Source organism: Butyricicoccus faecihominis, from assembly GCF_014648015.1.
In the GTDB taxonomy this organism is placed as follows: Bacteria; Bacillota; Clostridia; order Oscillospirales; family Butyricicoccaceae; genus Agathobaculum; species Agathobaculum butyriciproducens.
Genome location: NZ_BMQH01000002.1, coordinates 302,728 through 315,827 on the forward strand (window position 1 = coordinate 302,728; position 13,100 = coordinate 315,827).

The window sequence follows — 13,100 nt, forward strand, 5'->3', positions numbered from 1 at the left end:
GCCTTCCTTATCCGACTACCAGCTTGTTCGTCTTGCGAAGATACTTCGCCGGAATCGGCTGGTCCAGATGCCATGTAATATTCATTGGCTTGCTGCCGGTGTGCTTCACATAGGCTGCCGTTCCAAGACAGGTATACGGTGCAGCGCCAATGCTGTCCTGCTTGAACTCCCGCACGAAGAGAACGACCTTGCTGCCGCGCTGCCGGTGGTTGATATAACGCTGACCGGTGCTTGCCGTATCGGAGGTCGTGCTTTGACTTTGCCAATGGAACAGGCTTTCGTTGATCGAATAGTCGTTGTACATGGTAGTCGGTGAGTAGTCCTTGTCTGCCTTGTTGAGCGCGATAAAGAACATATCGACCTGCTTGTCCGGCAGCCATTTGACACCTTCCCGCACATTTTTCGGCGTCATATAGTCCATTGCAATCAGAATTTGATCTCTGGTATAGGTGCAATGCAGGTCCAGCGGACAATCAAAGCCAAGCGGGACAGGCTGATCGATAAAGTCAATACGTTCCAGATTGAGCGCCAGAAGCTCATACAGTTCGTGCATCATGATCGGACTGTCCGTGAGCAGCTGCATGTTGGCTTGCGTAGTATGGGAACGCCAGTCTGCCGCCTCCGGAAATACGGTGATGTAGAACATTTGAAGCATACGTTTTTCAAAATCGGAAAGCGAAGCCGCAAGTTCACAGGAGAAGCGAGGAAGAATATCCATCAGGAACGTAATCCAGCGCCGGGAATCCACAGCAACCAGCTTGCTGAACGCCTTTGTCAGAATGCTTTCGGCAGGCTCGGCAAAATCATCAAGGACGCCTGCATCTGCACAGAGACGGGAGAAAGAGAATTTACCGTAGATAGACCGCGGGTCGAGGCGATAGTAGCTGATGAAATTCTTCAAGGAAAGGGGAAGGCCGCTGTCCGGTGTGAAGGTTTCGATACGCGCAATCAGACCGGCACGGTCACCGAAGGAGCGGCGAATATTCGCCAGAATGACTTCGGAAGCCTTCTTTTCCAGCTGGATATAGCAGCCCTTCGGCAGTGATACAAAGCCCTTTTTCACCTCGTACTGCATGCTGTGATTGCTGTGAGAGAGCAGTGCAGCAAACTTTTCTTCAAAATTGTATTTCTTGTTTGCCTGACCGATAAAGTCCAAAACGGTCAGGCAGTCTTTTCCTTCCGAGAGACGCAGACCGCGGCCAAGCTGCTGTAAGAAAATCGTGAGCGACTCGGTAGGGCGCAGAAAGAGGATGGTGTCAATTTCGGGAATATCAACGCCCTCGTTATACAAATCTACAACAAAGATAAAGCGGATTTCACCGGAGACCAGACGCTGTCTGGCTTCATTTCGTTCCTTGTCGCTAGAAGTACCGGTAAGGGACATGCAGGGGATACCCTTCGATGAGAAATATTCCTCCATGAATTCAGCATGCTCGACAGAGACGCAAAACCCAAGACCGCGAACCTTATTGATGTCGGTTGCATACCGGTAGAGAGAATTGACAATATGGCCGGCGCGCTTTTCGGCAACAGCACGGTTCAGAGAAAACACGTTGTTAAGTTCAGCTTTATCATAACCGCCGCGCGTCCAGCGAATATTGGACAGGTCAACATCATCGGAAACGCCGAAGTATTGGAACGGGCAGAGCAGCTTGCGCTCGATTGCCTCCGGCAGTCGAATTTCAGATGCAATGCGGCCATTAAAGTAATCCAGAACGTTTTTTCCATCCATACGTTCCGGCGTTGCGGTCAGACCCAATAAGATTTTCGGCTTGAAGTGGTTCAGCAGTCCTTAATAGGTAGGTGCTGCTGCATGATGGAACTCGTCCACAATGATGAAATCGTAATAGTCCTCCGGGAGAAAGTCATACAGCTTCTGAGAAGCTAATATCTGCACTGAAATAAATAGATGCTCCAGGCTGCCCGGCTTGAAGCTGCCCACAAAAAGCTCTCCGAAATTGGGGTCCTTTAATACAGCGCGGAAGGCACTTCGACTCTGTTTCAGAATTTCCTCTCGATGAACGACAAACAGCAGACGAGGCTTCGAGCCGGAAAAGGCTTTGCAGAACCGTCGGTAATCAAAGGCAGAGATTAAGGTTTTTCCGGTGCCGGTTGCTGCAACGACAAGATTGCGGTAATAGCCGCGAACCTCGCGCTCTGCCTGCAGGCGATCCAAAATCTCCTGCTGGTAGGGGTAGGGCTGAATATCGAAAACGAACTGCATTTCGCTTGTCGGATTGGCTTTGCCGGTTGTCGACAGTGCACGCTCCAGTCTTTCTTTGCACCCGTCCTCATAGACTTCAAAGCTGGCGGTGTTCCAATAACTATCGAAGGTTGCCTCCATCTTCTGAATGGTCGGCAGCATATCCTTGGTTGTCAGCTTAACATTCCATTCCAGTCCGCTGGACATAGCCGGATTGGAGAGGTTGGAAGAACCGACATACGCCGTGGTAAAGCCGGTTTCACGATAGAACATATACGCCTTTGCATGAAGTCTGGTACGCTCGGTATCGTAAGATACACGGATTTCTGTGTTGGGGAGCTTGCGAAGCGCTTCCACCGCTTTCACGTCCGTTGCGCCCATGTATGTTGTCGTAATAACGCGGAGCCTGCCGCCACGGTCCGCAAAATGCTGAAGATCATCGATGATTAAACGAAGACCGCTCCATTTGACAAACGAAACCAGCATATCAATGCGGTCTGCGGAGGCGATTTCTTTCTTCAGCTCGGAAAACATCTGCGGCTCATGAACTGCTCCGGTAAATAAGCTGCTTTGCACAATCGATGTTTCGGGGCGGGGGAGGTCCTTTGCTTTTTTCTGACCGATGCGCATCATAGGATCATCGCGGGACAGCAATGCGAATAACTGCTCGCCCTCATCGTCCACAGTAAAATCGCGCAGGTCGTCCTGCGCTGTCTCCTGCGAAATCAGATCAACAATTTTGTTGACCAGATTTAACTGCGCAGAAATATCGTCACCGGCAATGCGGTCAAGACCTTTGTGAACGACTTCGGACAGGTACTGCGTTAAGACCGCGGAGGACTCGGCAGCATCGATTTTCTCGACGTGCTTGCTGCCTTCCGGAAGCTGACGCAGCTCATCTTTGATTTCGGTATTCACTACTTGCTCGTAAAGGCCTTGTTCAAGCATGAAAGAAGTCTCCTGTGCGATAGCGTAATTCGTAATAGGTGTTATTCCTTGAACTGTTTTGAGTAATTTCGACAATTTTATTGTACGCTAAACCGCAAGGAAAATCAATCCATTCATCAGCGTCCAACCTTCAAGCTCTCTGTGGCAGCACTGTGTTCGCTGACACGGTGTTCCAAATCTTCAAGGGAGTAAATGCCATTCTCCCGCAGGTAATTGAAGGTATCGTTCATCTCCTTTAGGTTGCTGATTTTGCCTTTCTGGGAATACGCCCCGGCTTTGCGCTGGGTGTAATAGGCGTTCAGCAGAGAAACAAGGTCGGGTGCCTGCGGCTTGGCAAGCTCTGCTTTTGCTTCGGCAATCCAATCAAACAGGAGAGCGATTTTCTTCTTGATGTCTCGGATAACGGCATTGGTTGCCTTGATCCAGCGGTTGAACTCGCCCTTTTCGGTGCGTATGCCTTTCTTCTCCATCGCCCGGACGGTTGCGCCCTCATGGACGGTGGGAAGTAAATCCACGCCTTGCTGACCGTAAAAATAATCAAAACCCACACGGCTTCACCACCTTCTTTCTGCGGAAAACTTTCTGTTGTCAGCGGAATGCTGCGGAAAGCCATATCCGTCTTTTCGTAAGGACATCGGGCAAAATAGCAGAAGCGGTATTTCTGTTCATACGCATCCATATCAACGAAGCCCCACTTCACGCATAACCTTCTTCGTACACCAACCAATGCACGGGTGATCTCGCCCATAGGGACAGCCATCACATTCCGACTTGGGTTTCGGTGGCAAAGAGATTAAGTAGTAGCAATTATTTCTACCCAGACGGCAACCCTTTCTGCCATTCGTCCAGAAGTCGCAGTAATGGCAATCGCTCGGCTTTTCTGCGGCATAAACAGGCTTGCTCAAATAAAACACCTCCAATCTCTTGTATTTGCCCATGGTTTTGGGCAAAAAAAGAGCGCCTATATATCCCCGATGCGGGGCAAATAGACGCTCTATGTATATAACGATATTCAATTTTATCCGCTATAACAGCATGGTACTCAAAACATCCGCCTTTTTGATTAGCAGGTTTTTTAGCACGATTTTTGGTCTGATTAGCAGGAAGGGCATTTTCATTAGCAAGAACAGCCCGTTTTCTGCTAAACATTAGCTGGCGTTTTTGACTTATAACAACCGTTCGATTCCGGAGGGGTTGTCAAAAATCAAATTTTGGAGTAGAATTTTATCTCATATAGTGAAAGAGCTTTTTCACAGTTTTTTATATAAGAAAAGCCGAAAATCCTTGAAAACAAAGGATTTCGGCGTTGTTAGCTGGCGTCCCAGAGAGGATTTGAACCTCTGGTCCCACGCTTAGGAGTACAGCGAACCATGTCGTGAACGATTCAAACCGTTCATATAGTAACTTCCCATGTTGTTCTGTTCGCGTAATCAACGAAAAACACAAGAAAACCATAGTGCAAATTGCACAAGGTGATGTGTCGTTATGCGTCTGTCAGACAGTCTAATTAGCAAATTATTAGCAAGGGTACAGTCAATAAAGGCTGACCACTACTGACATTTTACAATGGTTTGTGCAAAATGACAAGACGAAAATATGGAGGTTATCATGGAAAATAAGCAGGAAAAGAGCTTGCCAGAATCGCGTACCTACACGGTGGAGGAGATTGCAGCGATACTTGATATTGGTCGCACGGCTGCATATAAGTTTGTTAAGGAAGCAGACTTTCGGATTATCCGCATTGGCAATTCGATTCGGATTCCCAAGAAATCGTTTGAAGCATGGTGGGATAGTTTCAAGTGATAATAGGGCAAAAGCGCCACGGAAAAACGTGGCGCTTTGTTTTATGCAGCAGAAAATAATCATAAGTCCGAAGTCATTCTTAAAGATGGATGTCTTTCCAGTTGTCTGAAAGTAGTAAGAAAGTCTGCATGAGCGACTGATACATCTATAGAACGATGAAACATACTTACGTTCAACAGTCCGTTAAATCAACAATTTCCCAATCATCATCGAATGCACCATTGCTTTGACGATAAGTTTTTTCCTGCATTGCTACGCATAGCAGTTTTTGGGGCCTGCTCATACCAACATATGCAAGCTTACGGCTGTAATCATAGAGTTTTGCACTTCCGCAATGACCGACACCAAAGTAGGGAAGGATTCGTTTTAAGTCTGATGCTCCATGTCTATCGGTCTCAAGATACAGCGTTGCATCATGCGTTTCACCTTTGACTCTGTGAATGGTGTCGAATACAATTCTGCGCCCTCTGATAGGGTCAATCAGTATGTTCTTTTCAGGTATACTCGGATGATCGATAACGATATGTCCATTAAGAAAATGCACTGGAAGTTTGTCGAATATATCGATTAGATTCGGATTGTTGATTCTCAATAAATCGTTTATTCTTTGCCGTACCATTTGATCTATAGAATGTCGATCAATGATTGGCATTCTCGACATCTCATATATCCATTGACGATATGGCTCACTGTATTTTTCATCGAGAGTCTTTTTCAGTGTTGACAAAGTATATTCTTTACCTGACGAGGAGTGTATTCTTGAAACATGGTGGAATACTCGGCATAAGAGCTTGCGGACTGTTTGTTCTGCTGTATATAATCTACCGTCTGATAGAGATTGAATAATCTCATCTACTAAAGTCCAATAGTTATTTTCATTTTTTCTGTTTGAGGAACTGTCAAACTTCGCCCAATAGCTTCCAATCTTTAGACCGGACGAATCTACTTTTTTGATAGCACCGATTGCCTTATAGATACCATTATTATCATAGAGTCCGTGAGCTTCCAATTCTGAAATAAAACCATAGATAACTCTGTCGATTGTTTCCGGGGAGAAGATGAGGAGAACAGGCTTAACACCCGTTTCTCCCGTAAGCGTTATGATGTCTGTATTGTCTTTTTTCAGTTTAGAAAGTACATTAGCAATTTCTTGGCTAAATCTGCAAGATGTCCTAATGGGGAGAAAGTTCGGTTGAGGTATCCAATCTGGCGTTGTATTTTCGTCGGAATTATAAATGGCTTGATCTGAATCGCCAATCTTGAATATCGTGCATTTAGTTGAGTCAAATATTGAGGCTATGACTTGTCGCTGAATATCGTCGCAGTCTTGGTACTCATCGACGAACACATATTGAAAACGTGATGAAAAGAGGTCAGTATACGCTGTTGGTAATTCATTAATGGCAGTTCGTGCATATGCATAGGCATCTTGATACCGTATTATTCCTTCATCATTAAGAAGTTCGGTCAACAGTTCTTTATATTGCTTGGTAGAAGCTTTTTCAGCGCCAGCCAAAGGCCTTCTCTGCTTTCCTACGCAAAGCGCTCCATCATCTCGTATATACAACGCTTGGGTGTGATTGATTCGTTCTGAGAATTGTCCGCCAGTTTCAAAATTATATTTTGTAACATAGTCAAGGGCTTTATACTTCACGTTATGCTGTATTTTGTTAAGCATATATTGTGCATAAGTCAGGCTATCAACCACTTGAATGTTTTGCCTAGAAATATTTCGCAAGTATGGCATAGTCACAAATCTGTCAATAAATGATTGGATTGTGCCTATGTAATTTGGATAAGCGAGAAGTCTATCAGCAGAATCAGAGAGGCGATTTTTGATCTCATTGACAGCAACATTTGTATGAGAAAGCACGCAGATTCCTGCGCCTTTTTCGAGCGGCATTTTATCTGCCAACAGTTTTAGCTTTGCGAGAAGAACCGTTGTTTTTCCACTACCCGGACAGGCTGCTACATCTGTTGAATGCCAACAACGTATAACTTTTATTGCATCTTCCGAGAAGTGTGCACCATGTGGCAAAAGGAGTTTCTCTACAGTTTGAATATTTTGATTGGAAATCTGCCATTCCATCATAGAATCCCCCTTATCTATATCGTTTCTCCTGCTGCATACTTGATAGCATTCGCAATATAGCGTAAAAATGAATCGCTCTCAATCTTAGATTTTAATGCGGCTTTTTTATCTTCATCGGTGTTGAATCTATATAAGTCTAAATCAAACATCTTTTCTTGTGTCAACCCATTCGGAATGATGGATGTTTTCCAACGCAAAATCGAAGCTAAGCATTGAGCCACAATCGCTTTCAGGCCGCTCTTTCCATCGCTATTGAGCATTAAACTATAAATATGGTATGCACTTTCGGCAGAGGAAAACTTATTCCACTCTTGCGCTTCTGCTTCGGCAGCACGATTTGCTTCATCAATCTTGGCATCAGTCAACGAAATATACTCTTGTGCATTCAGAATTTTCTTTCCATAATGAACTGCCTTATGGAAATCATCTGAAAGGCAACTCATGGCAATGCAATACTCAAGTGTCCAGCGAGGTGAAGTGAATCCGTGGACGGAACCAGTTGTATACTTGATGTTTTTTTCTTCTTGAGCCTGCAAGGATTCGGTTGCTTTTTCATTGAATTCCTTGTCATGCGATGCCGGATTGGTGTTATATACCGGTTTTACATCACAATCTGTTACTACAGAAACTGGTATTCCAATATCGCCACCATCTTTTCTCACCATAATCCTACTATATCTAAGAAAAGCTGTGCTTCCAACATTTACAATGGATATACCATATTTCTCTAATGGATAGCCGAGAATGTCTGCAAGGACGGGTATCAAAATATTCTCTGCATCACCCTCGACCATTATAATACCCTTAGAAAAAAACAGATTGGCCTTTGTTGAGTCGAGAAAACGCTGGAGAAACAGGTAATCCCCTTTTTGTAATCCGGTTTGCCCTTCCGCTAAATCATATCCAGTAGCATTTTTCATTAAAATCAAATTTTTGAGGTTGATTTTTGATGCCAAAATGGGGCTATGTGTAGATATAATGATTTGAACATTATTTTCATTATACTCGTTCTGAAGATAACTGATTAGTCGGAGTTGTGCTTGGGGATGCAAATGAGCTTCTAATTCCTCAATTAAAGCCAACTTTAGACCACCATCTGTATCATCTTTAAGAAGCAATAACTCTGCTGCGATGAACAGTAGATTCAATTCGCCCAGTCCGGGGTTTATTTCTGGTGCATTTAACGACAGTGATTCCAGTATAGCTTTGAGCTGGATATCCGAAGTTTTCAATTCTGCATTACTGGCCTGATTTTTATCGTTAAACGATGCTAAATTATCACGAATTGTCTGAAGAATACGGTTTCCATCTGAATCACCGATAAAATAGTCTTCGATTTGTTTATTCGCGATCTGGAAAATGTCAAGAATAGTATGTTCTTTCTTATCTTTGAAAACAGGGTGATTGAGAAGTATTTGCGAGATTCTAGAACCACGCCCAGAACTCATTTCTCGTTCGGCATCACGGAGAGGTTTCAGATAAACGGCTTTCAGCAATTCTCTTACTTTTCCATCGATTGAAATCCCGTCATCTATATCACCGACACGCAATTCCTGATAAATCTTGTGATTTTCTTTCCATGCGCGATAGTGAAGCTCAAGCGTATATTCAATCTCATTTTCGGCCTTGTTAAATGAAAGGTATTCAATAAAGTTTTTTGCTTCATTCTGTGTGAATTCTGAAATCGTGCAATCAATCTTAAACTCTGAACATGCTTCTCCGACAATAGGTTTATAAAAATCTTCATCTAATGGTCGGATATACTCATTGCTTTGAGTCAGTAAAACTAATTTTAATGCATCGATTACAGCGGTTTTTCCTGAGTCATTCTCACCAATTAGCGCGTTGAGGCCTTTGTGAAAAGTGATTTTTAAGCCGGGAGCACCATCTACAGACTGAAACTGACGGAAGTTATAAACCTTTAATTCAGATATAATCATATTTTACGCTCACTTTCAATTACAAATTTGTAATATAACGTAATATGCTATTTCACACTGCAATGTTTTTTCACATTATAGTAGCGTTATTTATTAAGGTGGGAATGCTCGCCTCTAAATATATAACGACTACGGATAAAGGTATCATTGGATGTTAAGAGTGATTGGTAGTCTGGGAGAACTCCTTTGGATATGGGGATGGAACAATATTTTAGTATGGAATACGGAAATAGTCAAGATAGGCTTTGTACTTATCCTGTGCGGTTAAGCAGGTATCCGTAAGATATCCCTTTTCGTTATACCATTCCTTGAGACCGCGATAATAAAACATCTTGAGGTTTTCTTCTATGATAAACGGAACGATGTTGTATTTGAGACATTCCTTGAACATGATAAGCCGTCCAACGCGGCCGTTGCCGTCTTGAAATGGGTGGACACGCTCAAAGCGCACGTGAAAATCCAGAATATTGTCCAGTGTCTTTTTAGGAACGGCGTTATAGTCAGATAGCAGAGCTTTCATTTTATCGGCAACTTCTTCTGGAAGTGCGGTCTGCATACCGCCGACCTCGTTTGGCAGGCGCTTATACTCGCCAACGGCGAACCAGTCCTTACGGGAATCACTGGTGCCGCTTTTCAGAATATGGTGCAGTTCTTTGATGAAATGCTCGCTTAGCGTGCTGGCTGCATGATCGATGATTAGATCAATGCAACGGAAGTGATTCGAGGTTTCAATCACATCGTCCACATTCAGCACCTCATTTTCTACACCGATGGTGTTGGTTTCAAAAATATAACGTGTCTGGTCGTGCGTCAGGCGGCTGCCCTCGATGTGGTTAGAGTTGTAGGTCAGGTCGATTTGGGTTTTGTGATAGATGCCTCCGGCATACTTGGTTCGTTTTTCTTCCTGCAGAATGGAAAGCAATGTTTTGACAGGCGTTTTTTTGCCGTTACTGCGAGCAGGCTTTTCTGCATTCTCGGGAATCTGCCATGTTTTGCCGATCAGCACAGCACCCGGAATACGTTCCTGTGCACAGTAATTTCGCACACTTCGTTCAGAAATATTCCACTTTTTCGCTGTTTCTGCAACAGAAAGATAGTTCATATGCTCACCTCCGAGCGGGATAGCTGTATTTATAGTATACCATATTATCGGCAAGAGATATACGAAAATATATAATTAATTGGTTTATATTTTGCCGATAAGATAAGTTGTTTCTGAAAACTGTAAGATTTGATATATCAATACAGGTCAAAAGCCGTGCTCGAGTGAGGACGGCTTTTTCATTACCCGAAAAGGAGAAGATTATGCTTACTCAATATAAAATCTATTGTCTGCTTGCCAGACCGCCGCCGTTCAGTGTGCAGATAGTATAGCAATTCATGTAATAGCAGGAGGGATACTCATGTACTACAACACCTGTCCGCACTGCGGCGCACACTTAGACCCGGATGAGCACTGCGACTGCCTTGCCCGTGTACGCGGCAAGAAAATCCGCACGGGCAACTGTCGTATCCACGGCACGATGGGCCGCACGAGGTATGCGCGTGACCGCACTTAAACTCGGCAGTCTGTTCGATGGAATCGGCGTGTTTCCATTGGCGGCGGTACACTGCGGCATGGAACCTGTGTGGGCGAGCGAGATCGAAGCACGCCCGATCTCCATCACCAAACGGCATTTCCCGGATATGCTGCACCTGGGTGACATTACGAAGATCAGCGGTGCAGAGATACCGCCGGTCGATGTGATTACATTCGGTTCGCCCTGTCAGGACTTGTCGCAGATTGGCACGAGAAATGGTTTCGCAGGCAAAAAATCCAGCCTGTTCTATCAGGCAATGCGAATTATCGAGGAGATGAGATATGCAACAAACGGCAGGTATCCAGCTTTCACTGTTTGGGAAAACGTTGCGGGAGCGTTTTCTTCAAATGACAGGCTGGATTTTGCAGCCATGCTCAGTGCGTTCACAGGTGCCGAGGTTTCAGTGCCTCCTCGTGGATGGGCACACGCCGGAATGGTGCGAGGGGGATGCGCTGATACCGCTTGGCGACTGCTGGACGCCCAGTATTGGGGAGAACCCGCCCTCGTACAGCGGCGCAAGCGCGTGTTCGTCGTGGCAGATTTTGCAGACCAGCGTGCCGGAGAAGTATTATTTAAGCCCCGGACTGTGCTCCCGTTTTCTACGATTAGCGGTCCGGGCGGGTTGTCCGCCACCCAAAGAGGTGGAGTGCCTGTTGCTCAAACAGGGCGGCAGGTACCCATCGTTAGACCGTTTTCCCTTCGACGTATGCGAACTATGGCACAGGTCGGAGATCAAAAAGGGTTCTGTGCCAGCTTCGGACGAGGAGGAGAACCGTTCCCAACTCTGCTTGCGAGTGTAACGGCGCCGTTTTCGTTTTGGTACGAGGGTGAGGAACGGGACGGATTCCTGCGCGTGCTGACACCGCTGGAATGTGAGCGGTTGATGGGTCTGCCTGAAAACTGGACAAAGTACGGCTGCAAGAATGAAGAAATCAGCGATCATGCCCGTTATCGCGCACTTGGCAACTCGATTGCCCTGCCGTGTGCAGAATATGTGATGGCGGGTATCGCGGAAGTAATGAATTAAAATTTGGAGGTAATTTTATGGAACTGAAATTTGTGATCCCGAACATGGCGAAGTCGCTCGGCAATCTGGAATTGAGATTTCATGTATTCCAAGGGATTTAATAATTGTTATATTTTATTATCAAATATCTCTCAAGCCTTTGAAAACACTAAGTTTGGCGCAGGTGAGCTTTCCCTTATTGTTTCCCTTGTGTTATATCGTCCCACCAGTGTTTACGAACTCTGATAAGGGCAAATACAAGGGCAAAAAAACTGATAACACATTATAGCACAAAATGAAAATGACATGGTGAACTGATTGAAACGCTTCTGATTTTTGTAAGAAATGATTGATTGAATGATAAGGAGATTTGATACAATGAGAACAATATTTGCAGAATACAATCCACAACGTAATAGTGTTGATGTTTATACCTCTGCGAGCTATATGCTCCGCATTGACTGTTGGGAAGCAGAAAAGAATTTAAAAACTACGCCTGGCTCAGATTGTGCATTAAATGCACTTGCAATTGATGAACCGCTTGAATATGTACGATTATATCTGGATGGGAATATGCAGATGTGGGTAGATGCGGAAGATTCATTGGAAATCTTTTAAAATAATCCAAACTTACGTCAGCTACCACATACATGTAAGTTGTCATCTGTTTGTGTAATCACTAAAAACATTGACTTTAAAAATCAAAGCCGCCGTTATATAAATACATGAATTTGAATCTGCTTTGCGACGGCTTTTTCTTTTACCATTTGTAAAAATAGAAATAATCAATATAGTTCAGGCACTTTTCTTTTAAAGATAAGTAGTGTAGCAATGACGGTAACAATAGCAACTAAGATAACTTGCATTATGGACTCCTGATTGGTTATGTTTTTGGTGATAATAACTTGCCGTAACACAATAACAATCAAAGAAGTAACGATTGTTGCAGGAACAGATTTTCTGATCATGCCAATAATAAATGACCACAGAGACAGCACCATACATATAATCACAGTGGTTATTGCCATTGGTATCCATGTTCGGAGCATTGATGGTTGAAATGTTCCCTCCAGCATATTAAAGGATTTATCCGCAAATATAATATAACTGCTACAACAGATATATCCAATCGTCATTGAAATCGCTGTATAAACCATGATTATAGTTAATTTGCTGGCAATCAATTTTATTCTGTTTAAAGGATAAGAAAACATAATCGTAATTGTTCGATGATTATATTCTCCAATAACCAGCTTTGCCGTTAAGACCGACGAGTACACAAGAAAAATGAATGACATCAATAAGCCAATGACAAGGTATGTGCTTTCAAATGTGTCTTTGACCTGTTTGGGGTCTGTCATGCTATCCCATAAAGATATTGTAATGAAAAGGATGCTGAAAAGAATTGCGGCAAACATAAAGATAGGCTCTATCCCGAATTCTGTGTAAACTCCGCATTGGATGTAAAACAGAGTAAAATATTCACAAGGCGGCATTGTAATTCGAGACCGCCTTTGTAACAAGATAA

At 44.0% G+C, this 13,100-nt stretch carries 8 protein-coding genes and 2 pseudogenes; 4 read left to right on the forward strand and 6 right to left on the reverse strand.

Features of this window, described 5'->3' with window-relative positions; translation table 11 throughout:
* Positions 1 to 7: 7 nt before the first annotated feature.
* A pseudogene (locus IEY11_RS03170) lies at positions 8 to 3,151 on the reverse strand (DUF3427 domain-containing protein).
* A 128-nt stretch (positions 3,152 to 3,279) separates the two neighbouring features.
* Positions 3,280 to 3,681, reverse strand: a pseudogene (locus IEY11_RS03175) (MobQ family relaxase); the annotation flags it as partial.
* Positions 3,682 to 4,759: 1,078 nt separating this feature from the next.
* Here IEY11_RS03175 and IEY11_RS03185 point away from each other — a divergent pair.
* Entirely contained in the window at positions 4,760 to 4,954 is a 195-nt protein-coding gene (locus tag IEY11_RS03185) for a helix-turn-helix domain-containing protein (protein WP_201309141.1), read from the forward strand.
* A 172-nt stretch (positions 4,955 to 5,126) separates the two neighbouring features.
* Here IEY11_RS03185 and IEY11_RS03190 read toward each other — a convergent pair whose 3' ends face one another.
* From IEY11_RS03190 to IEY11_RS03200, 3 genes are all read right to left on the reverse strand, one after another.
* Positions 5,127 to 7,046, reverse strand: coding sequence for a UvrD-helicase domain-containing protein (locus IEY11_RS03190; RefSeq protein WP_188885763.1), 1,920 nt, complete (start codon positions 7,044 to 7,046; stop codon positions 5,127 to 5,129).
* A 14-nt stretch (positions 7,047 to 7,060) separates the two neighbouring features.
* Positions 7,061 to 8,986: an ATP-dependent nuclease gene (locus IEY11_RS03195; protein WP_188885764.1), complete on the reverse strand. Its 1,926-nt coding sequence runs from the start codon at positions 8,984 to 8,986 to the stop codon at positions 7,061 to 7,063.
* Positions 8,987 to 9,197: 211 nt separating this feature from the next.
* On the reverse strand, positions 9,198 to 10,088 hold the full coding sequence (locus IEY11_RS03200) for a Fic family protein (protein WP_188885765.1): 891 nt from the start codon (positions 10,086 to 10,088) through the stop codon (positions 9,198 to 9,200).
* A 301-nt stretch (positions 10,089 to 10,389) separates the two neighbouring features.
* Here IEY11_RS03200 and IEY11_RS03205 point away from each other — a divergent pair, with 301 nt between their 5' ends.
* From IEY11_RS03205 to IEY11_RS03215, 3 genes are all read left to right on the forward strand, one after another.
* Complete coding sequence (locus IEY11_RS03205; protein WP_158557278.1) at positions 10,390 to 10,545, forward strand: hypothetical protein; 156 nt, start codon at positions 10,390 to 10,392, stop codon at positions 10,543 to 10,545.
* Positions 10,532 to 11,593, forward strand: coding sequence for a DNA cytosine methyltransferase (locus IEY11_RS03210; protein WP_188885766.1), 1,062 nt, complete (start codon positions 10,532 to 10,534; stop codon positions 11,591 to 11,593). Before IEY11_RS03205 ends, IEY11_RS03210 begins: the two co-directional genes overlap by 14 nt.
* A gap of 336 nt (positions 11,594 to 11,929) precedes the next feature.
* Entirely contained in the window at positions 11,930 to 12,190 is a 261-nt protein-coding gene (locus IEY11_RS03215; RefSeq protein ID WP_008118570.1) for a DUF6061 family protein, read from the forward strand.
* 167 nt (positions 12,191 to 12,357) lie between these two features.
* Here the strand turns inward: IEY11_RS03215 and IEY11_RS03220 are convergent.
* A partial coding sequence (locus IEY11_RS03220; protein ID WP_456236989.1) for an ABC transporter permease occupies positions 12,358 to 13,100 on the reverse strand: 743 nt, incomplete at its 5' end.